The organism is Rhodococcus sp. BP-332 (genome assembly GCF_019836065.1).
GTDB lineage: Bacteria > Actinomycetota > Actinomycetes > Mycobacteriales > Mycobacteriaceae > Rhodococcoides.
In genome coordinates this window covers 328,825-352,825 of the sequence record NZ_JABUEC010000002.1, presented here as the reverse complement: position 1 = coordinate 352,825, position 24,001 = coordinate 328,825, and the positions used below count along the sequence as shown (strand labels likewise).

The window sequence follows — 24,001 nt, the reverse complement described above, 5'->3', positions numbered from 1 at the left end:
ACGACCCCGCACTCCTCGTGAGTGCGGGGTCGTTCTGCGTTCTCCGGTCCTCGCTACGATGGCCGGACGAGAGGGGATCGGCATGGACAGTGTGATGCAGTTCGCCGGGCAGTACTGGTGGCTGGTGTTCGTCTTCGGCGGATCCATCGCCGGTGCGGTGAAGGGGATCGGTGCTGCCAACGAGCGGCGGGCCGACCGTCGCCTCGAGCGGTACCGCATCAAGCAGCAGGCCAAGGTCGCAGCGCTCGAACTCTCGAAGTCCACGAAGCAGGACGCGGAGACACAACGTCGATCCGTCGAGAAGGCGCTCGCCGAGCACGACGACGTGAACGCTCGGTGGTTCGCCTACGAGACCGACGTCATCAACCTGCTCGAGTTTCCGATGATGACGAACATGCGCGACCCGATGACGGTGGCCTTCCACCGAGCCAAGCTCGAAGCCGACTCCCTCCGGCCGTCGGCGGCGGACGAACTGGTCGGCGATGTCGAGGCGCAGCGGCTCTACCGCTCGGCCGTGCACGACTACGCCGTGGCGTTCACCGCCGCCGAGTCCGAGGCCAAGCGTCGCCGCCGCGGGAACTTCAGTGAGGCGGAGCAGAACCGACTCACTCGCGCGCAGTCGCTGCTGCGCATGGCCTTGGACGGCGCCTCGACCCCCGCCGAGCGACAGGCGGCGTACCGCAAGGCGCGCACCGAGCTCGAGGGTCTGGTGACGCTGCCGACGACTGCGTACGCACAGATCGAACAGCGGATCGCGGGGGCGTTGGAGGCGTAGGCGCGGTCAGCCCGTGACGTCCACGTCGTCGACCGCCACCGTCTCGCCCCGGCGATGCGCCATGTAGTCGCGCAACTCCCGCTTCACGACGGGGAGCAGCAGGTACAGGCCGATGATGTTGACGAAGGCCAGGGCGAACAGCGCCGCATCCGCGAAGTCCAGTACGGATCCGAGCGACAGCACCGTGCCGACGACGGTGAAGAGGCAGAAGATGACGTTGAAGCTGTGCTTGGCGAGGGCGCTGCGGCCGAAGAGGGACGTCCACGCCTGCGACCCGTAGTAGGCCCACGTGATGGCGGTGGACAGCGCGAAGAGCGCCACCGCGACGGTCAGAATGTACGGGAACCAGGGGAGCACCGTCTCGAACGCGTCCGAGGTGAGTGTGACGCCGCCGGCAGGAAGAGCGCCGGTCTCCGCGACGATGGCGCGCTGGTCCTGCCAGGACTGCGTGTTCGCGATGACGATCGTCAGAGCGGTGGCCGTGCAGATCACGACCGTGTCGATGAACGGTTCGAGCATGGCCACGAATCCCTCGGTGACCGGATGACGCGTCTTGACTGCCGAGTGCGCGATGGAGGCCGATCCCAGTCCCGCCTCGTTCGAGAACGCGGCGCGCTGGATGCCGATGATCATGACGCCCAGTACGCCACCCGCCACGCCCGTGGGGGAGAAGGCGCCCGTCACGATCGCACTCATGGCGCCGGGGACCTGCTCGATGTTGACGGCGATCACCACGGCGCATCCCAGCACGTAGACGATGGCCATGGCGGGAACCAGCTTGGCCGTCACGGCGGAGATGGACTTCATCCCGCCGATGATGACCAGCCCGATCACCACGGCGACGACGAGCCCGAAACCGAACTTCGCGCCGTCCGAGCCGAGGAAGCCGTCGTCGCCACCGGTGACACTGCGCACCTGAGCGTAGGTCTGGTTCGCCTGGAACATGTTTCCGCCGGAGATGCCGAAGAAGATGATGATCACCGCGTAGACGGTGGCCATGATCTTTCCGACCCGGCTCATCCCGCGTTCCGCGAGCCCCTTGGTCAAGTACTTCATGGGACCACCGGAGACGGTGCCATCCTCGTGGACGTCGCGGTACTTCACACCCAGCGTGCACTCGACGAACTTGGTGGCCATACCGAGGAAGCCGGCGAGGATCATCCACAGCGTGGCACCGGGTCCGCCCAGGGTGACCGCGACCGCGACACCGGCGATGTTGCCGAGCCCGACGGTGCCGGACACGGCGGCGGTCAGGGCGCGGAAGTGGCTCACCTCGCCGGGTGCGGTGGGGTCGTCGTGCTTCCCGCGGACCAGTTCCACCGCGTGTGTGGCGCCGCGTACCTGCAGGAACTTGAAGGTGACCGTGAAGATGATCGCGGCGGCCAGGAGCCAGAGCACGACCAGTGGTACCGATGCACCGCCGATGTCGACGGAGAAGAAGACGACGGTGGTGACCGCCTCGGTGACGGGTTCGAAGGTGGAATTGATGGCATTCTCGATGGTGGTGAGGGTGCCACCGTCGGCCGCGAGGATCCGGGGTACGGAAGTCATGTCTCATTCGACCCCGGCATCCCGGATCCTGCACGCCTTCAGACGTATCTGACCGATCCTTTACCTGATCTTGACCTCAGACCAGACGCTTCTCGGGACTCACCGTCTTCGACGGATCCTTCTCGACGATGTCGCCCAGCGCCTCGTCGATCTTGGCGAGCACGTCGGCGTCGAGGGTGACGTCCTGCGCCTTGACGTTGTCGGCGATCTGCTCGGGACGAGACGCGCCGACGAGAGCGGCCGCGATGTTGTCGTTGGCCAGCACCCAGGCGATGGCGAGCTGGGACATCGTGATGCCCAGGTCGTCGGCGATCGGCTTCAGCTTCTGCACGCGCGTCAGCGTCTCGTCGTTCATGTAGCGCGAGATCATGTCCGCGCCGCCCTTGTCGTCGGTCGCGCGCGAGCCCTCGGGAAGCGGCTGTCCGGGAACGTACTTGCCCGTGAGGACGCCCTGAGCCAGCGGTGACCAGACGACCTGCGAGATACCGAGTTCCTTGGACGCCGGGACCACGTCGGACTCGATGACGCGCCAGAGTGCGGAGTACTGAGGCTGATTGGAGACGATGGAGAAACCGCGCTGCCGGGCCAGTGTCTGCGCTTCGCGGAGCTGGTCCGCGGTCCACTCGGACACACCGATGTACAACGCCTTGCCCTGCTGGACGACGTCACCGAAGGCGGCGATGGTCTCCTCGAGCGGCGTCTCGTGGTCGTATCGGTGCGCCTGGTAGAGGTCGACGTAGTCGGTGCCCAGGCGTCGCAGCGAGTTCTCGATGCCCTCGAAGATGTGTTTGCGCGAGAGCCCCGTGTCGTTCGGGCCCTTCTCGCCGACCGGGAAATACACCTTGGTGAAGATCTCCAGACCTTCACGACGCTCGCCCGCCACCGCCTTGCCCAGCACGGTCTCGGCCGCGCCGTTGGCGTAGACGTCCGCGGTGTCGAACGTCGTGATGCCGGCGTCGAGAGCCGCCTTCACGCAGGCGGTCGCGACGTCGTTCTCCACCTGCGACCCGTGGGTGAGCCAGTTGCCGTAGGTGATCTCGGAAACCTTGAGTCCGCTGTTGCCCAGAAATCTGTAAGCCATGCGAACAACGCTACTCGCGCGCCGGCGCCAGGACTTCTCCTCTCACTCGCGCGCCAGCGCGAGGACCTCCTCTTCGGTGGGGGGACTCTTCGGGTGGAAGGTGAGGCACAGGGGAGTGGCCGTACGCCGGAACTCCGAACCCTCGACGGCCGCGTAGAACTGACCTGCGGGGAGACGTCCGACGTCGGGCACGGAGCCGCCCTTGGCGCGCGCCATCTCCTGCGCCGCCTGGATCTGGGCGGGGCTGTTCAGCAGGCCGTAGAACTGGGTGGCCGCGTTCCCGGCGATGCGATTGTGCAGCCCCTTGGGGGCTTGGGTCGCAAAGACGAGGCCCAGGCCGTACTTCCGGGCCTGCGACGCGAGTGCGAGCGTGCTGTGCGTGGCCGGTGTCGCTTTGTCCGAGGGCGCGTAGTTCTGCGCCTCGTCCATGACGAAGAGTCCGCCGAGCGGTCGATCACCCGCCGGGTTCTTCTTGATCCAGGCGAAGAGACCCATCTGCAGCTGATTGACGAAGCTCTGCTTCTGCTCCTCGGTGGTGAGCCCCGAGAGGTTGATGACGGACACGCGCGCCTTCTTCCCCTCGGCCGGGGTGAGCAGCACACCCGGATCGACGGGAGTGCCGGACCCGGCGAACATCGGGTCGTTGGTCATCGCGGCCTTGAGGTTCTCGGCGAGATCGGCCGCGATGCGCACGGCGTCGCGCAGATCGCTGGCGTCGGCGGGGAGATTCTCCAGCAGGTCGATGAAGTCCGACATGTCGCCGGCCGAGCGCCGCCCGAACCCGTCGAGTGCCGCGCGCAGCACCGCCTGGCGGTGCTTCGCCTTCTCCGTGGTGCCCGTCGCCAGTGCGGCGGGAGCCAGCGCCGCGAGACCCGACTCGACGGACGCGTCGAACTCGTCCTTGTCGTTGACGACGCTGGCGAAGTCGGGGAGCGGCTGGAAACTGAGCGGCCGCCCCGACGACTTGCGCGGAGTCCAGATGACGACGTCCGTGTCCCGCAGATACGCAGCAGCTTTCGCCTCGTCGCCCGGCGGCCACGTGCGTTCGTCCTCCGGCCACGGTGTCCCGAGGCGGGCGAGATCGTTGTTGATGTCGAGCACGATCGACGAGACACCGTGCAGGGCACACTCCTCGACCAGCCGACGGATGAGCACGGTCTTGCCGCTACCCGATCCGGCGAAGATCGCCGTGTGCTTGCGCAGCGCCTCGAGCGGAATGCGGACCTCGGCGTTGGTGCTGAGCTCCGTCCCCATCTCGATCTGCTCCCGGCGCGGAGTTGCCGCGGGAGCCTGCGACACCTCGGGTTCGATGAGTGCCTGATCGTCGTCGACGACGCTCGCGTCGGGTAGCACCTCGCGGAACAACGCGATCTCGTGCGCCGGCTTGCGAGCGAGCAGCCACGACGTGAGGGCCGGCGAGTTCTCCGACCGGAGAGCACCCAGGGCGTGCAGCGAGCGGCGATCGTCCTCGCTCAGCGGCACCTCGACACCACCGGCGCGGTGCAGCGCCGCCACGGTCTGTTCCGTCTTCGCGCCCTTGGGCCACGGTGCGTTGCGGATGAGGATCAACCGACGGCGCGGCATGTCGATGTGGAGACCCGCCGCGGTGACGGCCCGCTCGATACGGGCCAGTGCCGCACGGGCATTGGTGGAGGAGACGGCGCGGAAGCACCAGTGTTCCTCGTCGTCGGTGTCGCTGTCGACGGTGTGGCGGAGCCGTGCATGCAGTGCCGGGCGGCCGCTCGGCGGAGGATCCTGCGCGAGGCTGTCGTCGGACGACTGGTGTTCGTGGATCCACGCGTCGAGACCGGCGGAGAGCAGTGCCGGGACGAGGCTGTCCTCGGTGCCGGGCTCGAGCGGTGTCGACACGTCCGCGGCGCTGCGCAACTGCGCGTACCGCTCGTCGAGCGCCTCGAGTTCGGATCGCTTGGCCGTGGGGAGCGACGGTGTGTCGGATCCCCCTCCGCTGGAGGCGAAGTCGGTCAGTTCCGTCGCGACCCCCGTCTCGAGGCAGTGGCGGATGTGCTTGTCGACGGCGATGAGCAGCTGGCGGGGAGTGAAGTCCGGCGCCTTGTCGAACGCGTCGACGGCCACCGGCCATGTCGGGTGCGGGGTGGCGAAGCCGACCTCGCGGAAGCACGCCTCGAGGCGACGCTCGAGCAGCAGGCGGCCGACGTCCGACGACGGAATCGGCTTGAGCCGCTGCGTCACCCGGAACCGGTCACGCATCGGTGCGACCCCGCGAGCGGCGATCAGATCCCACGCGCTCGACAGCGCCGACAACACGGAGGCGGTGCGCGGCAACGTCTCACGGAGAGTCATCAGACCGTGGGCGAGCTGCTCGACCACCTTGTCCTCCTGCTCGTCCGCGTAGTCCTTGTCGGCGCCGGTGCGCGCCTGCGCGACGAGGGTGTCGATCTGATCGATGGCGAGGATGGTGGGACCCGTGATCGCGAGCAGTCGGGAGATGTTCTCCGCGATGCCCTGGTGACCGAGCTCCGCGCGGCGGATGCCCCACGACTCGAACTCGTCGGCGTCCACGTCGTCGATCGACTGCAGGTAGGCGTCGCCGATGTCCTGCACGGCCGCGTCGGGTGCGATCGAGAGGACCAGGGCACGCAGGGTGTGCTGGGAGGTCCGACGATGGCGGGGATGGGCCTTGTAGACGCCGGTGACGAACTCGTTCAGCGTGTCGGCGTCGATCATGGTCTCCCCCATGACCTGTCGCCGCTGGTCCTCGCTCACGCCGGCGATGTCGCAGAGCCGCCGCAGGACCAGGCGGAGCTGACTGTCGTCACCGCGACCCGATGGGCGGTTGAGATCGTCGAGCATGCCCATCAGTGTCGAGCGCCAGAAACCCGCGGCGTCGAGGAGCCGGATGAGGAAGAAGTAGCCGCCGCGCGACTGCACCTCCTCGCGGACCTGCCCGAGAAGGTGCGTCTTGCCGGAACCCGCGGGGCCCTGCACGACGACGCCGAGCGGACTGGCGTCGTCCGAGTTCTCGGCGTCGGTGTACGCACTCATGACCTCGGTGAACACCCGCTCGTGCATCCCGGGCACGTGGACGTCCGACTGGGACCGCCACACGTCGTCGGGTGTGGGGGCCCAGCTCAGCCGCACCGACTCGAGAGCGCGGATCTGTTCGGACTTCGTGGTCGTCATCGTGGAGCCGCCCATCACTGTTCGATCGCCAAGAGGTGGTTCTGCTGGTTGCCGACATCGACGGCCGCGGCGCGGTCCTCGTCGGTCAGTGTCTTCTGGTTCTCCTCGGGGATGAGGGAGACGTCGGGGGCGCGTCGCAGCCGGGCGAGCGCCTCGTCGAGATCCGTGCGCGAGATGTCGGACAGGGCGGGCCGCAGCCGCGACAGCCGCACCCAGGCCCCGGGCTCACGAGCAAGGTCCGTGTACGTCGACCGGATCCGCTGTTCGACGTCCGCGGCGGACAGTTCACTGCGGACCGCGGGGGCGACGATGGCGTTGGGTGGCGTCGGCGGCGCCGTGATCGACGTCGGAGTGTCGCGCGGGAAGAAGACCTCGGCGGGACGTACGTCGTCGCGGTGGAACCACCGGCCGAGGCCTGCCATGACGGTGAACAGGGCCTTGCCGGGGCCGGCCGCACCCTTCGGCGCCTGCGTGCCCATCAGGTCGGAGCAGTGCTTCCAGCCCTTGTCGGTGAGCTCGACGGTCATCGTCCGACCCTGCTTGCCCACCTCGATCAGGCCGAGCGACGCGAGGTGGTCCCGGTGGGGCTTCTTCAACTCGGGCCCGAGTGTCGACAGTTCGGGGTTGCGCACCGCGCGTGCCTCGGCCATCAGCACCATCAGCACGGACACCTCGGTGCCGGTCAACTCGTTCGCGCTCACGTGGGAGTCCCCTTCGATCGTCGTCGGTGCAGTGCCTGTTCGATCATCGTCATCACGCTCTCGTGGTCCGCGAGCACGTCCTCGTTGGTGAAGCGCAGCACGATCCAGCCGTGCGTCTGCAGCAGGTTGTCGCGGGACCGGTCGTCGGCGAACTGAGCACGCGCACGGTGCTCGTGGCCGTCGATCTCGATGGCGACCCTCTCATCGACCCACGACACGTCCAGCGTGAACGGTCTGCTCAACGTCGTCGGCCGGACGGACCGGTTGTGGCGTCGGCCCGCCGCCCACTCGCGGGTGGAGAGGACGCGGTCCAGCAGGATCTCCGCTGCGCTGGCCGCGTGCGGACGCCCCTCGACGGGCGGGTAGCTCAGCGGCCGGAAGCGGTCGACGATGGTGTCGACGTCGTCCGGGGTCGACGGAGTGCGCACGGTCAGCACCGGGAACCTGTCCACGGCGGGTGCACCGGCCCCGGTCAACCACACGCCCGTCCCGGTGCTGCACCACCATTCCGCGGCGGTCGCCACCGCTGCCGGGTCGGCGTCGGCGGGGACGTCCACGACGAGGACGGCGCGCTCTCGCCCGTGGACGTCGGCGATCACGCGGGCGGCACCGGCGGCTCGGGTCTCGCGAGCGAAGGCGTCGACACGCAGGGGGCGTCCCGACGTCGACGCGCCCGCGAGATGGGCGAGGTACGGGCCGAAGTGTTCGCTCGAAGACGCGTGCTCGTGAGCTCGTGCCCGAGCGGCGTCGCGGGCCAGCGACGAGCGGTCGCCGACGTCGCCGGGCAGCAGGAAGGGGACGAGGTCGAGCGCGGCCTGCTCGATCGCGGCGACGACGGCGTCCACCATCTCCGACGCGGAGCCGTTCGACAGGGTGAAGAAGAGTGCGGCCGGAGCATCGGACGGCAGCGGGTCCACCGACTCGGCGAGATCGCGCATCGCGGCGCCGGACAGTCGTACGACCCGGTCGAGCGGGGCGTCGTGCCACCAGGGCGTCGCGGTGTCGACGCGTGTCGTCACGTCATCACCCCCGCCCTGGTGTCGAGGCCGACCGGACCGGCCACCGCCCCGCGGCCGATTTCGGCCGACTTCAGGCCTGCCCTGTCGGTTACCATCCCCGAAACCGTACCCGGGGACGGGAACCCGTGTCGCGCGGGTCACCGTCCGAGCAGGCCACCCAGCGCGCCGCCGACACCGGCCTGCTGCCCGCCGCCCGTGCCGCCGACGAACCCGCCGGGCGGCTGCTCCGACGGCTGCACGACGACGAACCCCTGCCCGGAGAACTGCAGGGTGAAGCGCTCGCCGGTGCTGCGGCCGATGAGGGTGCCGAAGTTGAGTTGATCGTTGCTCTTCACCGAGGTCTGCAGGCTCGACGACCACGCGACCGCAGCCTGCGGATCCGCGAAGGTGGGCTGGTCGACGTTCAGCACGACGGGTTGCCCGTCGGTGGTGATGGCGATGCGCCCCTGCCCGGTGAAGATGCAGTTGAACAGGCCCGCGTTGCTGCTGGCGGCCGCACCCTGGACCCGGCCGATGCGGTACGACAGCGACGAGTCGAACGCGAGCACGTTGGCGCCGTTGATGGTGAGACCGTCACTGCCGTCGAGGTCGATGATGTGCACGTCCTGGGCGGCGTTCGCGAGGAAGAGGTCGCCGCGACCGGACACCTTCATCAGCGGCACGCCCTCGCCCGTCACCGTGCGACGGATCATGTTGCCGATGCCGCCGGATCCCTGTGCCTCGAACTTCAGGTCGCCCTGGTAGGCCACCATCGATCCCGAGCGCGCCATGATCTCGCCGTTCATCGCGACGCGGGCCATCTTGCTGCCCTGCTTCTGGATGCCGACGCCCTGGACCTCGGCGTGGGTGGGGGCGAACAGTTCACTTCTCACGGCCAGTGCTCCCTGCGTCGGTACGGGTGGTGGTGCTGCTGTGGTGGAGACGACGGTCGGTGTCGGTGTCGGTGCCGGTGTCGTGGCCAGCGCGGGCTCGTCGTCGACGGTGATGCCGAAGTTCGTCGCGATGCCCGCGAGCCCGTCGTCGAAGCCCTGGCCCACGGCACGGACTTTCCAGGCGTCGCCGCGTCGGTAGATCTCGACGCACACGACGGCGGTCTCGCTCGTGAGTCCGCTCATCCGGAACGACAGGTCCGGTCCGATGGAGATGGTCGGCTCCAGGCCGCCGAACGTGGTGGGGCCCGATCCGTCCAGGCTGGCGGTGACGGCCACGATGTCGACGTCGCGGGGCACCGCACGGGTGTCCACGCGGATCCCGCTGCTGCCGTACGTCACGCCGGGGCCGACCGGGTTGTTGAAGAAGACCAGGTCCGCGTCCGATCGAACCCGGCCCGCGGAGTTCAGCAGGAGTGCCGAGACGTCCACGGCGGCGCCGGACACGGAGATGTCGAGGCTGTCCGAGGGTGCGGGGCGATTCTCCCCCCGTGCGAGGCTGTCCACGGACATCAGTGTGCCACCGGCGCCTGACAGAGCCCTGTGCCGTCGCGCGTGGTGGGGATTTGGATCCCGTCCGCGTGTTCCCTACACTAGAGCGGTTGCCCGTGGTAGATGCATGCGTCGGCCAGGGCCACAGACCGCGCGCGTCGGGTCGGTATCCGCCGCGTACGTACATCCAGGTCACTAGGAGACCCATGATTCAGCAGGAGTCGCGGCTTCGCGTCGCCGACAACACGGGTGCCAAGGAAATCTTGTGCATTCGCGTTCTCGGTGGCTCGTCACGCCGTTACGCCGGGATCGGCGACGTCATCGTCGCCACCGTCAAGGACGCGATCCCCGGTGGAAACATCAAGAAGGGCGAGGTCGTCAAGGCCGTCATCGTCCGCACCACGAAGGAGCGTCGCCGCGCCGACGGTTCGTACATCAAGTTCGACGAGAACGCTGCCGTTCTCATCAAGCCTGACAACGATCCCCGCGGTACCCGCATCTTCGGCCCGGTCGGCCGCGAGCTGCGTGAGAAGAAGTTCATGCGCATCGTGTCGCTGGCTCCGGAGGTGTTGTGAGATGAAGGTGCACAAGGGCGACACGGTTCTCGTCATCTCCGGTAAGGACAAGGGAGCAAAGGGCAAGGTCATCACGGCCTACCCCGAGACCTCCAAGGTCCTCGTCGAGGGCGTCAACCGCATCAAGAAGCACACCGCTGTCTCGGCCAACGAGCGCGGCGCCTCCTCGGGCGGCATCGTCACGCAGGAAGCCCCCATTCACGTTTCCAACGTCGCGGTCATCGACTCGGACGGCAACCCCACCCGCGTGGGCTACCGCACCGACGACAACGGCAAGCGCGTTCGGATTTCCCGTAAGAACGGGAAGGACATCTGATGACGACCACCGAGAACAAGATCGTTCCGCGCCTGAAGACTCGCTACCGCGAGGAGATCAAGGACGCGCTGAACACCGAGTTCGAGTACGCCAACGTCATGCAGATCCCCGGCATCGTCAAGGTCGTCGTCAACATGGGTGTCGGCGACGCCGCCCGTGACGCGAAGCTGATCAACGGTGCGGTCGCAGACCTCGCCGCGATCACCGGCCAGAAGCCCGAGATCCGCAAGGCCCGCAAGTCCATCGCGCAGTTCAAGCTCCGCGAGGGCATGCCCATCGGCGCGCGCGTCACGCTGCGCGGCGACCGCATGTGGGAGTTCCTGGACCGTCTCGTGTCCATCGCGCTTCCCCGCATCAGGGACTTCCGTGGCCTGTCGGGCACGCAGTTCGACGGCAACGGCAACTACACGTTCGGCCTGAACGAGCAGTCGATGTTCCACGAGATCGACGTCGACAAGATCGATCGCCCTCGCGGCATGGACATCACCGTCGTCACGACGGCCACCAACAACGACGAAGGCCGCGCGCTGCTCAAGCACCTCGGCTTCCCGTTCAAGGAGAACTGAGCGTATGGCTAAGAAGGCACTGGTCAACAAGGCCAACAAGAAGCCGAAGTTCGCGGTTCGCGCGTACACCCGCTGCCAGCGTTGCGGCCGTCCGCACTCCGTGTTCCGCAAGTTCGGCCTCTGCCGTATCTGCGTGCGCGAGATGGCGCACCGCGGCGAGCTCCCCGGAGTGCACAAGTCTTCCTGGTGAGACAAGCCTCCTGGTGATCTGATCACCTGATCGACCCGACAGGCCCGAGCCATCACGGCTCGGGCCTGTCGGCGTTCACGGGTGCAGTGCGTTGAGGAAGGTCGCGCGGTCCGAACAGTCTGTTCCTCTCTGCGTGTCTCCCGCCGTATGCCTCGCGCCGGCGCCTCACCGGGCCTAGTGTTGCGCGACGGGGGAGCGAGCGGAGGAATCATGACTCAGACCGCGGAGACCGAGACCTCGGCCACGCCGGAACTCAAGCGGGTCCTCGGACCCGGACTGCTGTTGCTCTTCATCGTCGGCGACATCCTGGGCGCCGGCGTCTACGCCGTGACAGGCGACATGATCGCCAATGTCGGCGGAATGGCGTGGCTGCCGTTCATCCTCGCCTTCGTCGTGGCGACGCTGACCGCGTTCTCCTATCTCGAGCTGGTGTGCAAGTACCCGCAGGCCGCCGGCGCCGCGCTGTACACGCACAAGGCCTTCGGCATCCATTTCGCGACGTTCCTCGTCGCGTTCGCCGTCATCTGCTCCGGCATCACCAGCGCCTCGACGTCCTCGAACGTGGTGGCGGGCAACCTGTTGGCCGGCCTGCACGAGACCTTCAGTACCGAGGACGGCATCGGGTGGTTCGACGTACCCACCGGCGACACAGCGCAACTGGTGGTCGCACTGGCCTTCATGCTGCTGCTGGCGGCGATCAATCTGCGCGGTGTCGGCGAGTCGGTCAAGTTCAACGTGATCCTGACGATCATCGAGATGGCAGCGCTCGCCATCGTCATCGCGATCGGCTTCGTCGCGGTGGGAAGTGGTAGCGCCGAGGGCGACATCGCCAACCTGGTCGTGTTCGACGACGCCAACGAGAAGGGCTGGTTCCTCGCCGTCACCGTCGCGACCACCATTGCTTTCTTCGCGATGGTCGGCTTCGAGGACTCGGTGAACATGGTCGAGGAGACCAAGGAGCCCGAGAAGATCTTCCCGAAGATGATGCTCTCCGGACTCGGCATCGCCTGCCTCATCTACGTTCTCGTCGTCGTGGCCGTGATCGCGGTCCTGCCGCTGGACTACGACTCCGGCAGTGAGGGCATCCTGCTCCACGTCGTGCGACTCGGCGCACCGGGACTGCCGATCGACGAGATCTTCCCGTACCTGACGGTGTTCGCCGTCGCCAACACCGCGCTCATCAACATGCTGATGGCGAGTCGGTTGATCTACGGCCTCGGCCGTCAGCGCATCCTGCCGAAGTCGCTCAGCGCGGTTCTGCCGACGCGTCGCTCGCCGTGGGCGGCCATCATGTTCTCCACCGTCATGGCACTGGTGCTGATCGTGGTGGTCAACCAGCTGCAGGGGAACTCGGTCGTCAGCGCTCTGTCCGGAACGACCGGGCTGCTGCTGCTCTGCGTGTTCGCGGTGGTCAACGTCGCCAACCTGGTGCTCAAGCGCAAGAAGGAGACGACGGGCTTCAGTGCACCGCTGTGGGTTCCGGTGACGGGCGGCACGCTGTGCCTGTTCCTCGTCGGACCGTGGGCGCGGACCGATGCGCAGATGATCCAGTACCGCATCGCCGGCGCGATGCTGCTGCTCGGTGTGGCGCTGTGGGTGGTGACGTTCTTCGTCAACCGTGCCACGCAGGGCAAGTCGCGCTTCATCGACGTGGATGCGCTCGACCGCGACGAGAAGGCGAACCTCGGTGACCGGGTGCGTGATCGGGGAGACGGCAAGGACTGACCGGCGGGGTCGACCCGCGCACGAGACGAGCCCCGGACCTCCCTGAGGACCGGGGCTCGCGTCGTCGAGCGTCAGCTCTCGAAGATGTCCAACGGCAGAGAGCCACCGCCACCGACAGGTGGGACGACAGGCGGGAGGCTGCCCTCCGGAAGCACTGTGACGGGGAGGTCGACGAGCGTGTCGACCGATGTGCCGCCGTCGTCACACGTCACCGCGACGCTGTAGAGCCCGGCCTCGAGTCCGTCGATGACGATGGTGCCGACGGCGGGAGCGATCGGCAGGAATGGCGTGGCGGGGCCCGAGGCGCTCGCCGTGTTGGTCTCGTCACCCACTTCGGTCGCGGTGACGGTGCAGTCCACCGCGCCCGTGAAGGCGAGAGCGGGTGTCACGGTCACCAGCGTGCTGATCGATTCGACGCCGGGCGTGGGTACCGCGACGACGGCGAGCACCGCCGCCGACGCCGTTCCCGACCCTGCCAACAGCGCCGCAGCAGCTGCCGCTCCCACCATTCCGACCTTGCCGAATGTGCGTACACCGGTCTTCACATCGTCCTCCATCACTCGTCGTGCGCGATAAACGTTCTGAATGGACACTAAAAGGCTGAACGAGAATGGCGGAGCGAAACGGACCAATCGGTCACCGAACTTGGTTCCGCGGCTGAACCCGACCGATGTCGCGGTGAACCGTTCGGGCCGGCGCTGGGCACCGTGCACACCTCCCGTGAGGCTCACACCTGTCGCGGCAGGCCGGAGGGGGTGTTCGCCCACCGCAACCTGTGTGCACACCCCCTGCGGCACTGGCGAGTGCCACACCGGCACCTCACGCCGCACCCGGCCGACACCACCGCCGCGCACTCGTTCCGTGATGCGCACACCCCTCGCCGCAGGCTGCATAGGGTGTCCGCCCACCGGAACCGGTGCGCACACCCCTCGCAGCACCCCACGCCGTCCACCCCGAGCCCACCGGAACCGGTGCGCACACCCCTGCAGTACCGGCACCACCCGCCCTACCTGCACCGATTTGGTCCCCGCAGGTCACTCCCTTACACTTGACCGGTTGCCCGGGTACCGTCATGCCTGCATACGACCCGAGCTACTCAGGTTTCTTGCCATGATGCTCGAAACACCCGCCAGTGCTCACGTCTGCACTGGCAGGAGCGCAACCCCTGACCGGCAACAGTCGGTCAGGACAGAACACTTCGCTGTAGGCCCACGACGGGACGAGTCAGGCCCTGCTACCAGGGCACCAGCTCGCACGTGCTGCATGGGAACCGCTGCGAGAAAGGGCCATGAACTCTGTCATGACCATGACCGACCCGATCGCAGACTTCTTGACGCGTCTGCGCAACGCCAATTCGGCGTACCACGATCAGGTGAAGCTGCCTCACTCGAAGATCAAGGCGAACATCGCCGAGATCCTCAAGCGTGAGGGCTACATCTCCGAGTACCGCACCGAGGACGCCGAGGTGGGCAAGTCCCTCATCGTCGACCTCAAGTACGGCCCCAGCCGCGAGCGCAGCCTCGCCGGTGTGCGTCGGGTGTCCAAGCCCGGACTGCGTGTGTACGCAAAATCCACCAATCTGCCCAAGGTGCTCGGCGGCCTCGGCGTGGCGATCATCTCCACGTCCACCGGCCTGCTGACCGATCGCCAGGCGGCCAATCAGGGCGTCGGCGGCGAAGTCCTCGCGTACGTCTGGTAAGGGAGGCCACCACTATGTCGCGTATCGGAAAGCTTCCTGTGACAGTTCCCGCCGGAGTCGATGTCACCATCGCCGGCCAGGATGTCACCGTCAAGGGACCCAAGGGCACCTTGAGTCTCACCATCGCCGAGCCGATCACCATCGCCAAGAACGATGACGGATCCCTCTCGGTCAACCGGCCGGACGACGAGCGTCGTAGCCGCTCGCTCCACGGCCTCTCGCGCACTCTCGTCGCGAACCTCATCACGGGTGTGACCACCGGTTACACCACGAAGATGGAGATTCACGGCGTCGGTTACCGCGTGGCACTGAAGGGCAGCGACCTCGAGTTCGCTCTCGGCTACAGCCACCCGGTGCCGATCACGGCGCCCGACGGCATCACCTTCGCGGTCGAGACGCCCACCCGATTCTCGGTCTCGGGTATCGACAAGCAGAAGGTCGGCCAGATCTCTGCCAACATCCGTCGTCTCCGTCGTCCCGACCCGTACAAGGGCAAGGGCGTTCGGTACGAGGGTGAGCAGATCCGCCGCAAGGTCGGAAAGACAGGTAAGTGATGAGCAACTCCGCAGCAACGAAGGGTTCCGACGCGAACCCGAAGCGCATCCCGCTGGGCAAGGACGCCTCCACGCGTCGTCGCCTGTCCAAGACGCGCCGCCACTTCCGTCTTCGCAAGAAGGTCTCCGGAACCGCCGAGCGTCCCCGTCTGGTCGTCAACCGTTCCTCGCGTCACCTGCACGCACAGCTGATCGACGATCTGACCGGCCGCACTCTCGCGTCCGCGTCCAGCATCGAGGCCGATGTGCGCGCGACCGAGGGCGACAAGAAGGCCCGTGGCGCGAAGGTCGGCGCTCTCATCGCCGAGCGTGCCAAGGCGGCCGGCATCGAGGCAGTGGTCTTCGACCGCGGTGGCCACGGTTACGCCGGACGCATCGCGGCTCTCGCCGATGCAGCTCGCGAAGGCGGGCTGACGTTCTGATGACCAACGCAGCGAAGATTCAGCTCACCAACGGAAGGACAGCCTGATGCCGGGACGTCAACGGCGTGACGGCGGCAGCGGACCCGCCGGAGCCAACGCAGGACCCAATGCAGGCGGAGGTGACAACCGCGGCGGAGACAACCGTGGAGGTCGCGACCGTCGCGACTCGCGGGGCGGCAACGCTCCCGAGAAGAACAATCTCGAGCGCGTCGTCGCGATCAACCGCGTCTCCAAGGTCGTGAAGGGTGGTCGTCGCTTCAGCTTCACCGCCCTCGTGATCGTCGGAGACGGCAACGGTCTGGTCGGCGTCGGCTACGGCAAGGCCAAGGAAGTTCCGGCCGCCATTCAGAAGGGTGTCGAGGAGGCTCGCAAGAGCTTCTTCCGCGTCCCGCTGATCGGTAGCACGATCACGCACCCCGTCCAGGGTGAGGCTGCGGCCGGTGTGGTCATGCTGCGCCCGGCAAGCCCCGGTACCGGTGTCATCGCCGGTGGCGCGGTGCGTGCCGTGCTCGAGTGTGCAGGTGTCCACGACATCCTCGCGAAGTCGCTGGGTAGCGACAACGCGATCAACGTCGTGCACGCCACCGTTGCGGCTCTCAAGAGCCTGCAGCGTCCGGAAGAGGTCGCGGCTCGTCGTGGTCTGCCGATCGAGGACGTCGCTCCCGCCGGCATGCTGCGCGCTCGCGCCCAGGCAGCAGCAGGAGCAGCTCATGGCTGACCTCAGAGTGACCCAGATCAAGAGCACCATCGGTCAGAAGAAGAACCAGCGTGACAGCATTCGCACGCTGGGCCTCAAGAAGATCCGCCAGTCGGTGATTCGCGAGGACACCCCGCAGACCCGCGGGCTGATCAACGTGGTGCGTCACCTCGTCGTCGTTGAGGAGGTCACCAAGTGACCATCAAATTGCATCATCTTCGCCCCGCACCGGGTTCGAAGAGCGCGAAGATCCGCGTCGGTCGCGGTGAAGGCGGAAAGCGCGGCAAGACCGCAGGTCGTGGCACCAAGGGCACGGGCGCTCGTAAGAACGTCCCGGCCGGCTTCGAGGGTGGCCAGATGCCGATCCACATGCGGCTGCCGAAGCTCAAGGGCTTCACCAACCGCAACCGGGTCGAGTACCAGGTCGTGAACCTGGTCGACATCGAGCGACTGTTCCCCGAGGGTGGCGAGATCTCCAAGGACGATCTGGTCGCCAAGGGTGCGGTGCGCAAGAACCGTCTCGTCAAGATCCTGGGCGACGGCGACCTGTCGGTGAAGGTGTCCATCACCGCCGACAAGTTCACCGGCAGTGCCAAGGAAAAGATCAACGCAGCCGGCGGATCCGTCACCGAGTTGTGAGTTCGGCGGCCCGCTCACTCGACGAGTGAGCGGGCCTCCGGCAGTACGGACCGATGGCCGTGGTACGACTCTCGTGCTGCGGCCATCGGCCGTTCGGTGCCACGGTGAGTGGGTTGTCCGGCTCGGCCCGGGCTGCGCACTCCGCGGCGCTGTTAGAGTTCGACGGGGTGCCAGTGCGCCCCGACCATCTCCCTCGTTAGTCACCCCGTCCAGGAGGATCGTTGCTTTCCGCCTTTGTGTCGGCCCTCAGGACACCTGACCTGAGACGGAAGATCCTCTTCACTCTCGGCCTCATCGCTCTGTACCGCTTCGGCGCGACGCTGCCGTCGCCCGGTGTCGACTACGGCAACGTCCGTCAGTGCATCGACCAGGTGTCGGGTGGCGACTCCGCCGGCATCTACTCGCTGATCAACCTGTTCTCGGGCGGCGCTCTGCTGCAGCTGTCCGTGTTCGCGATCGGCATCATGCCCTTCATCACCGCGAGCATCATCGTCCAGCTCCTCACCGTGGTCATCCCGCGGTTCGAGGAACTCCGCAAGGAGGGCCAGGCCGGCCAGGCGAAGATGACGCAGTACACGCGCTATCTCTCCATCGCGCTGGCGATCCTGCAGGCCACGGGTCTCGTTGCGCTCGCCTCGCGCGGGCAGCTGCTCCAGGGCTGCAACCTCGACATCATCGCGGACTCGTCCATCTTCGGACTGGTCACCATCGTGCTGGTGATGACCGCGGGTGCTGCCCTGGTCATGTGGTTCGGCGAGCTCATCACCGAGCGCGGCGTCGGCAACGGCATGTCGCTGCTCATCTTCGCCGGCATCGCCTCGCGCATCCCGTCCGAGGGCAAGTCGATTCTCGACAGCCGCGGCGGCATCGTCTTCGCGCTCGTCTGCCTCGCCGCTCTCGCCATCATCATCGGCGTCGTCTTCGTCGAGCAGGGCCAGCGCCGCATCCCGGTGCAGTACGCCAAGCGCATGGTCGGCCGCCGCATGTACGGCGGTTCGTCCACCTACCTGCCGCTGAAGGTCAACCAGGCCGGTGTCATCCCGGTGATCTTCGCGTCGTCGCTGCTGTACCTCCCCAATCTCATCGCCCAGCTGACCAATGCCAGCACGGCGGCGGATCCGAGTTGGTGGCAACGCGCCATCAACACGTATCTGGTGAACCCGGCGAACCCGGTGTACATCGCGATCTACTTCGGCCTCATCGTCTTCTTCACCTACTTCTACGTCGCCATCACGTTCAACCCCGAGGAACGTGCCGACGAGATGAAGAAGTACGGCGGATTCATCCCGGGCATCAGGCCGGGACGTCCGACGGCCGACTACCTCAATTTCGTTCTCAGTCGCATCACGCTGCCCGGTGCCATCTACCTCGGCACCATCGCTGTGCTTCCCAACCTGTTCCTCGACATCGGTAACTCCGGTGGCGCCCAGAACCTGCCCTTCGGCGGAACCGCGGTGCTCATCATGGTGAGCGTGGGACTCGACACGGTGAAGCAGATCGAAAGCCAGCTGATGCAGCGCAACTACGAAGGGTTCCTCAAGTGAGACTCGTCCTCCTCGGTCCTCCCGGAGCAGGCAAAGGTACGCAGGCGACGCTGCTGTCGGAGAAGCTGGGAATTCCCCACGTCTCGACGGGCGATCTCTTCCGCGCGAACATCGGCCAGAAGACGCCCCTGGGCATCGAGGCCAAGAAGTACCTCGACGCGGGCGACCTGGTCCCGAGTGCGCTGACCGTGGACATGGTGCGCGACCGTCTGGCCGAGCCCGACGCCACCAACGGCTTCATCCTCGACGGCTTCCCGCGATCGACCGATCAGGCCGACTCACTCGCCTCCATCCTCGAGGACGCGGGCACGACGCTCGACGCCGTCGTCTCCTTCGTCATCGACGAGGACGTCGTGGTCGAGCGCATGCTCGCCCGTGGGCGCGAGGACGACAAGGAGAGCGTCATCCGGAACCGGATGAAGGTCTACCGCGACGAGACGGCTCCGCTGCTCGAGTACTACAAGAGCCATGGTCGCAGCGGGCAGGCCGAAGGCCGGTCGGGACTACTCGTGACCGTCGACGCCGTCGGCGAGGTCGAGGACGTCAACAAGAAGGTCATCGACGCGATCCAGGGCGACGACTGACCCATGGCTTTCGGACGTAAGCGCAAGGTGGTCCCGTTCCGCAGCGCCGGTGAGCTCGATGCCATGGCTGCGGCCGGGGCCGTCGTGGGCGCCGCTCTCGTGGCGGTGCGCGACGCGGCGAAGCCCGGCGTGTCCACGCTCGAACTCGACGCGGTGGCCGAGGCGGTGATCCGGGACGCGGGCGCGGTGCCGTCGTTCCTCGGGTACCACGGCTTCACGGGCAGCATCTGCAGCTCGATCAACGATCGCGTCGTGCACGGCATCCCGAACTCGTCCGACGTGCTCGCCGAGGGTGACCTCATCTCGATCGACTGCGGCGCCATTCTCGACGGCTGGCACGGCGACTCCGCCTGGACGTTCGGTGTCGGTGCCGTCATCGAGGCAGACGAGCAGCTGAGCGAGGCCACTCGGTTGTCGATGGAGGCCGGTATCGCAGCGATGCTCCCGGGCAACCGCCTGACCGACGTCTCGCACGCCATCGAGCAGGGCACGCTGGCCGCCTCTGCGGCGCACGGACGTACCTACGGCATCGTCGACGGCTACGGCGGCCACGGCATCGGCCGCGAGATGCACATGGAGCCGTTCCTCGCCAACGAGGGTGCGCCGGGCAAGGGCCCCGAGCTGGTGGTGGGGTCGACGCTCGCCATCGAGCCGATGCTGACACTGGGCACCCACGAGACCCGCGTGTTGGACGACGACTGGACCGTGGTCACCATGGACGGATCGCGATCCGCGCACTGGGAGCACACGGTCGCCGTCACCGAGGACGGGCCGAGGATTCTCACTCTGCGTCCCTGACGCAGATCCTTCCGACCCGTCCGGGTCGTCAGGCCCAGTGCTCGGCCGGAACCTGCTCCGACTCCTTCGGCGGCGGCGGGGGAGTGCCGTCTCCGAACGGCCTGCCGCCCAACGCTTCCCGGCCGTGTGGGCTCAACCAGCTCGACAGGTCCGGCCCCTTGGGCACGATGCCGGTCGGGTTGATGTCGGTGTGCACCTCGTAGTAGTGCGACTTGATGTGCACGAAGTCCGTGGTGTCGCCGAATCCCGGTGTCTGGAACAGGTCTCGGGCGTAGGCCCACAGCACCGGCATCTCGGAGAGCTTGCTCCGGTTGCACTTGAAGTGGCCGTGGTAGACGGGATCGAACCGCGCCAGCGTCGTGAACAGACGGACGTCGGCTTCGGTGATGGTGTCGCCCACCAGGAATCGCTGGTTCTCGAGACGGTCGCTCAGCCAGTCCAGTCGCGCGAAGAGAGCGTCGTACGCCTTCTCGTACGCGCTCTGGGAGCCGGCGAAACCGCACTTGTAGACGCCGTTGTTGACGTCGTGGAAGATCAGTTCCGCCACCTCGTCGATCTCGCCGCGCAACGCTTCCGGGTACAGGTCGGGTGCGCCCTCACGGTGGTACCGCGTCCACTCCGTCGAGAAGTCGAGCGTCATCTGCGGGTAGTCGTTGGTGACCACCTCGCCCGTCGACACCTCCACCATGGCGGGCACGGTGATCCCGCGTGGGTAGTCGGGGAAGCGCGCGAGGAACGCGTCCTGCAGACGTGGGATCTTCAGCACCGGGTCGAGGCCGTCCGGATCGAGATCGAAGGTCCAGCTCCGCTTGTCGTGGGTCGGTCCGCACACTCCCATCGAGATGGCGTCCTCGAGACCCAGGAGCCGACGCACGATGATGGCGCGGTTGGCCCACGGGCAGGCGCGGGCCACGACGAGGCGGTAACGACCGGGCTCCACCGGGTAGCGCGACGACGGATCGTCGATGATGCGGTCCTCGATGTAGTTCGTGTCGCGGTCGAAGCCGCCCTTCTCCACGTAGGACGGGGTACCGCTGTCGGTGCTCATGGTCGTAACTTACCCGGGGTCGGTCAATTCCATCCCGATGTGCACTCCCAGTTCGGTGAAGCCGAGCGAGAGGCCGAACAGCCGGGCGGTCGCGTTGTCCATCGGCACCGACCACTGCGGCACTAGTCCCGCGTCGATGGCCTCGTTCGTGGCCAGCCGTGCGGCGGTCGAGCCGTACCCCCGCCGGCGTCGTGACGGCACGGTGACCGCGACGGTGTCGGCGAGGAAGCCGCGCCACTCGACGTACCCGGCAGCGGCCGCGGGGAGAGCGTCGTCCTCACCGTCGGCGTCGTCGAACACCGTGAACCACGAGTCGACGCCGACCGCGCGGATCCCGGTGGCGTCGTCGGGAGGCACCAGTGCGAGGACGCGGTCCACATCGTGCCCGTCGTGGGAGATCAGAGGGTGTTCGACGCGCACGTCGTCGCGACTGTCGTCGAGGAAGGCGAGGACCCGTGGTCCACCGCAACGACCCCGGCGCTGTCCCGCGAGCTCGGCGAGACCGTCCCGCGTCGCGAGCACGTCGTTGCCCAGTGCCTCGGCGCGGTCGAGGATGTCGCCGGGTCCGACCAGGACCGCGTGGCCGTCCAGGACGACGAACGTGAGGCGGGTCGCGTCGTCGTCGACCACGTGCAACCGCTCCGCGTCGTCGAGCGAGGCGTCGTCGGGAAGACCCAGTTCTCGCGCCCAGGCGAGACGGACGATGTCGATCTGGTGGGAGTTCATCGCCGTCCACGCTAGCGCCGCTTGTGGCGACCATGCTCGGCGCCGTATATTCCAAGCGGAATATACGGGCGAGGGGATCGACATGGAACGCGTGACACCGCTGGCCATCGCCGTGCTCGCGTGCCTGTTCGAGCGGCCGATGCACCCGTACGAGATGTATCAGCTCCTGCTCGAGCGCAAGGACGACCGACTGCTCAAGGTACGTCCGGGGTCGCTCTACCACGCGGTCGACCGCCTGGCGGAGCGTGAGCTGATCGTGGCGGTCGGCACCGAACGGGAAGGTAATCGGCCCGAGCGCACCACCTACTCGGTGACCGACTCGGGTCGGGCGGCTCTGTCGGACACCCTGCGTACTCTCCTGGCGGAACCCACGCCCGAGTACTCGCAGTTCACCCTCGCCTTGTCCGAGTCGCACAACCTCCCCGGGCCGGAGGTCGCGACACTCGTCCGTACCCGTATCGCTCTGCTGGAGAAGGATCTCGACGAGATGCGCGTCATCGATGCGATGGCCGTCGATCGCCACGTTCCCCGGCTCTTCTCCGTGGGCCTCGACTACACCCTCGCCCTGCGCGAGGCCGAACTCACCTGGCTCCGGGCCTTCGTCGACGACATCGACTCCGGACGTCTCCCCTGGCTGGACAGCATTCTCACCGAACGACAGGACCACCGATGACCAGCACCACCAGCCCGGCCGTGAAGGAGGCGTCCCCCTGGATCGCGCTCTGGACCCTGTGCCTGGGCTTCTTCATGATTCTCGTGGACACCACCATCGTCGCCGTCGCGCAGCCGGCGATCCTCGAGGGTCTGCAGACCGACATCTCGAACGTCATCTGGGTGACCAGTGCGTACCTGCTCGCGTACGCGGTACCGCTCCTCGTGACCGGCCGTCTGGGCGACCGGTTCGGGCCGAAGAACCTCTACATCGGCGGGCTCGTCGTCTTCACTCTCGCCTCGCTGTGGTGTGGCGTGTCGGGGTCGATCGAGATGCTCATCGCCGCGCGCGCCGTGCAGGGCCTGGGCGCCGCGATGATCACGCCGCAGACCATGGCCGTCATCACCCGCATCTTCCCCAAGGACAAGCGCGGTGCCGCGATGGGCGCCTGGGGCGCGGTCGCCGGCGTCGCCACCCTGGTGGGTCCGCTGCTCGGTGGCGTGCTGGTCGACGCGTTCGGGTGGGAGTGGATCTTCTTCATCAACCTCCCCGTCGGTGTCGTCGCCATCGCACTGGCCGTCAAGTTCGTGCCGACGCTCCCCACCAACGACCACAAGTTCGACATCCCCGGCGTCGTACTGTCCGCCGCCGGCCTGTTCTTCATCGTCTTCGGTCTGCAGGAGGGGCAGAAGTACGACTGGAACGGGTGGATCTGGACCTCCATCGCCGTCGGCGTGGTCGTCTTCGCCGCGTTCATCGTGTGGCAGTCGCGCAACCGCAACGAGCCTCTGGTGCCGCTCGGGTTGTTCCGCGACCGGAACTTCTCGCTCAGCAACATCGGCATCGCGGCCATGGGCTTCGCGATGACGGGCATGATGCTGCCGATCATGTTCTACGCGCAGAGCGTCACCGGACTGACGCCCACGCGTTCGGCCCTGCTGTTCGTGCCCATGGCGGTGCTCACCGGCGTGCTCGCGCCCAACGTCGGCCGTCTGGTGGACCGCGTGCACCCGCGCTACATCGCCGGCACCGGCCTGACCCTGCTCACCGTCGCCCTCGTCTGGCTCGCGATGGAGATGACACCGACCACGGCGATCGTCCGGCTCCTCATGCCCATCGCCCTGATGGGTGTGGCCAACGCGCTCATCTGGTCTCCGCTCGGTGCCACGGCCACCCGCAACCTGCCGATGTCGCAGGCCGGCGCGGGCAGCGGCGTCTACAACACCACCCGCATGATCGGGTCCGTGCTGGGCAGTGCGGGTATCGGCGTGCTGATGCAGTCCCGCATCTCCGCCGAGGTGCCGTTCGCCGGTGCGGCCGGCGCGTCGGGCGAGCTGTCCACGGGCCGGGTGCCGGCACAGGTGGCGGAACCGTTCGCCACCGCGCTCGCCCAGTCGCTGTACCTCCCGGCCGCGGTCCTGCTGGTCGGAGCGATCGCGACGCTCTTCTACGCGCGCCCCAACTTCGGTGGGCACGGGGCTGCGGTTCCGGATCCGTCGGTCGAGGCGAGTGTTCCGGCCGGGACGACGCCCGTCCGCTGAGGCGGGCAGGCCGGA

General features: G+C 67.3%; 26 protein-coding genes. 17 read left to right on the top strand and 9 right to left on the bottom strand.

Annotation, left to right across the window (positions count from 1 at the left end):
* The first annotated feature begins 82 nt into the window (after positions 1-82).
* Positions 83-775, top strand: a complete 693-nt coding sequence (locus tag HQ314_RS07355; protein WP_222645519.1) for a hypothetical protein — start codon at positions 83-85, stop codon at positions 773-775.
* 6 nt (positions 776-781) lie between these two features.
* Here the strand turns inward: HQ314_RS07355 and HQ314_RS07350 are convergent, their stop codons facing one another.
* The 6 genes from HQ314_RS07350 to HQ314_RS07325 form a co-directional block, all read right to left on the bottom strand.
* A complete protein-coding gene (locus HQ314_RS07350) occupies positions 782-2,326 on the bottom strand; it encodes a sodium:alanine symporter family protein (RefSeq protein ID WP_222649729.1) in 1,545 nt (514 codons plus the stop codon).
* Positions 2,327-2,402: 76 nt separating this feature from the next.
* Complete coding sequence (locus HQ314_RS07345; RefSeq protein WP_222631698.1) at positions 2,403-3,407, bottom strand: aldo/keto reductase family protein; 1,005 nt, start codon at positions 3,405-3,407, stop codon at positions 2,403-2,405.
* A 42-nt stretch (positions 3,408-3,449) separates the two neighbouring features.
* On the bottom strand, positions 3,450-6,569 hold the full coding sequence (locus HQ314_RS07340) for a helicase HerA domain-containing protein (protein WP_222649728.1): 3,120 nt from the start codon (positions 6,567-6,569) through the stop codon (positions 3,450-3,452).
* A gap of 14 nt (positions 6,570-6,583) precedes the next feature.
* On the bottom strand, positions 6,584-7,270 hold the full coding sequence (locus HQ314_RS07335) for a hypothetical protein (RefSeq protein ID WP_222649727.1): 687 nt from the start codon (positions 7,268-7,270) through the stop codon (positions 6,584-6,586).
* Positions 7,267-8,289 (bottom strand): DUF559 domain-containing protein, encoded by a 1,023-nt coding sequence (locus HQ314_RS07330; RefSeq protein WP_308119297.1) that lies wholly within the window; start codon positions 8,287-8,289, stop codon positions 7,267-7,269. The genes HQ314_RS07335 and HQ314_RS07330 overlap by 4 nt, the downstream gene beginning before the upstream one ends.
* 137 nt (positions 8,290-8,426) lie before the next feature.
* Positions 8,427-9,731 (bottom strand): AIM24 family protein, encoded by a 1,305-nt coding sequence (locus tag HQ314_RS07325; RefSeq protein ID WP_374197821.1) that lies wholly within the window; start codon positions 9,729-9,731, stop codon positions 8,427-8,429.
* Positions 9,732-9,916: 185 nt separating this feature from the next.
* Between HQ314_RS07325 and rplN the strand changes: the two genes are divergently transcribed.
* The 5 genes from rplN to HQ314_RS07300 all read left to right on the top strand — a co-directional run bounded on the left by rplN (position 9,917) and on the right by HQ314_RS07300 (position 13,082).
* Complete coding sequence (gene rplN, locus HQ314_RS07320; RefSeq protein ID WP_027504662.1) at positions 9,917-10,285, top strand: 50S ribosomal protein L14; 369 nt, start codon at positions 9,917-9,919, stop codon at positions 10,283-10,285.
* Between the two features lies 1 nt (position 10,286).
* Positions 10,287-10,601 carry a 50S ribosomal protein L24 gene (gene rplX / locus HQ314_RS07315; RefSeq protein WP_027504663.1) on the top strand — a complete coding sequence of 105 codons (315 nt, stop codon included), beginning with the start codon at positions 10,287-10,289 and terminating at the stop codon, positions 10,599-10,601.
* A complete protein-coding gene (gene rplE / locus HQ314_RS07310; RefSeq protein WP_027504664.1) occupies positions 10,601-11,167 on the top strand; it encodes a 50S ribosomal protein L5 in 567 nt (188 codons plus the stop codon). Before rplX ends, rplE begins: the two co-directional genes overlap by 1 nt.
* A gap of 4 nt (positions 11,168-11,171) precedes the next feature.
* On the top strand, positions 11,172-11,357 hold the full coding sequence (locus tag HQ314_RS07305) for a type Z 30S ribosomal protein S14 (protein WP_027504665.1): 186 nt from the start codon (positions 11,172-11,174) through the stop codon (positions 11,355-11,357).
* A gap of 210 nt (positions 11,358-11,567) precedes the next feature.
* Positions 11,568-13,082, top strand: coding sequence for an APC family permease (locus tag HQ314_RS07300; RefSeq protein ID WP_051613170.1), 1,515 nt, complete (start codon positions 11,568-11,570; stop codon positions 13,080-13,082).
* Positions 13,083-13,153: 71 nt separating this feature from the next.
* Here HQ314_RS07300 and HQ314_RS07295 read toward each other — a convergent pair whose 3' ends face one another.
* Entirely contained in the window at positions 13,154-13,639 is a 486-nt protein-coding gene (locus HQ314_RS07295) for a hypothetical protein (RefSeq protein ID WP_027504666.1), read from the bottom strand.
* A gap of 743 nt (positions 13,640-14,382) precedes the next feature.
* Here HQ314_RS07295 and rpsH point away from each other — a divergent pair.
* From rpsH to map, 9 genes are all read left to right on the top strand, one after another.
* Positions 14,383-14,781 carry a 30S ribosomal protein S8 gene (gene rpsH, locus HQ314_RS07290; RefSeq protein WP_222649726.1) on the top strand — a complete coding sequence of 133 codons (399 nt, stop codon included), beginning with the start codon at positions 14,383-14,385 and terminating at the stop codon, positions 14,779-14,781.
* Positions 14,782-14,795: 14 nt separating this feature from the next.
* Positions 14,796-15,335, top strand: a complete 540-nt coding sequence (rplF, locus tag HQ314_RS07285) for a 50S ribosomal protein L6 (protein WP_027504668.1) — start codon at positions 14,796-14,798, stop codon at positions 15,333-15,335.
* The gene (gene rplR / locus HQ314_RS07280; RefSeq protein WP_037184745.1) at positions 15,335-15,757 is read left to right on the top strand and encodes a 50S ribosomal protein L18; all 423 of its coding nucleotides are present in this window, start codon (positions 15,335-15,337) and stop codon (positions 15,755-15,757) included. The genes rplF and rplR overlap by 1 nt, the downstream gene beginning before the upstream one ends.
* A 46-nt stretch (positions 15,758-15,803) precedes the next feature.
* Positions 15,804-16,475, top strand: a complete 672-nt coding sequence (rpsE, locus tag HQ314_RS07275) for a 30S ribosomal protein S5 (RefSeq protein ID WP_027504670.1) — start codon at positions 15,804-15,806, stop codon at positions 16,473-16,475.
* A complete protein-coding gene (gene rpmD, locus HQ314_RS07270) occupies positions 16,468-16,653 on the top strand; it encodes a 50S ribosomal protein L30 (RefSeq protein WP_027504671.1) in 186 nt (61 codons plus the stop codon). The genes rpsE and rpmD overlap by 8 nt, the downstream gene beginning before the upstream one ends.
* Positions 16,650-17,093 carry a 50S ribosomal protein L15 gene (gene rplO, locus HQ314_RS07265; protein ID WP_027504672.1) on the top strand — a complete coding sequence of 148 codons (444 nt, stop codon included), beginning with the start codon at positions 16,650-16,652 and terminating at the stop codon, positions 17,091-17,093. Before rpmD ends, rplO begins: the two co-directional genes overlap by 4 nt.
* A gap of 221 nt (positions 17,094-17,314) precedes the next feature.
* Positions 17,315-18,637, top strand: coding sequence for a preprotein translocase subunit SecY (gene secY / locus HQ314_RS07260; protein ID WP_027504673.1), 1,323 nt, complete (start codon positions 17,315-17,317; stop codon positions 18,635-18,637).
* On the top strand, positions 18,634-19,221 hold the full coding sequence (locus HQ314_RS07255) for an adenylate kinase (RefSeq protein ID WP_027504674.1): 588 nt from the start codon (positions 18,634-18,636) through the stop codon (positions 19,219-19,221). Before secY ends, HQ314_RS07255 begins: the two co-directional genes overlap by 4 nt.
* A 3-nt stretch (positions 19,222-19,224) precedes the next feature.
* Positions 19,225-20,019, top strand: coding sequence for a type I methionyl aminopeptidase (gene map / locus HQ314_RS07250; protein WP_222649725.1), 795 nt, complete (start codon positions 19,225-19,227; stop codon positions 20,017-20,019).
* Between the two features lie 28 nt (positions 20,020-20,047).
* On the opposite strand, the gene HQ314_RS07245 is transcribed toward map, so the two are convergent.
* Both HQ314_RS07245 and HQ314_RS07240 read right to left on the bottom strand, forming a co-directional pair.
* The gene (locus tag HQ314_RS07245; protein ID WP_222639397.1) at positions 20,048-21,067 is read right to left on the bottom strand and encodes a glutathione S-transferase family protein; all 1,020 of its coding nucleotides are present in this window, start codon (positions 21,065-21,067) and stop codon (positions 20,048-20,050) included.
* A gap of 9 nt (positions 21,068-21,076) precedes the next feature.
* Positions 21,077-21,793 carry a GNAT family N-acetyltransferase gene (locus tag HQ314_RS07240; RefSeq protein ID WP_056441865.1) on the bottom strand — a complete coding sequence of 239 codons (717 nt, stop codon included), beginning with the start codon at positions 21,791-21,793 and terminating at the stop codon, positions 21,077-21,079.
* Positions 21,794-21,875: 82 nt separating this feature from the next.
* On the opposite strand from HQ314_RS07240, the gene HQ314_RS07235 reads away from it, so the two are divergent.
* Positions 21,876-22,466: a PadR family transcriptional regulator gene (locus HQ314_RS07235; RefSeq protein WP_056441868.1), complete on the top strand. Its 591-nt coding sequence runs from the start codon at positions 21,876-21,878 to the stop codon at positions 22,464-22,466.
* Positions 22,463-23,986, top strand: a complete 1,524-nt coding sequence (locus HQ314_RS07230) for an MFS transporter (RefSeq protein WP_222639404.1) — start codon at positions 22,463-22,465, stop codon at positions 23,984-23,986. Before HQ314_RS07235 ends, HQ314_RS07230 begins: the two co-directional genes overlap by 4 nt.
* Positions 23,987-24,001 lie beyond the last annotated feature (15 nt).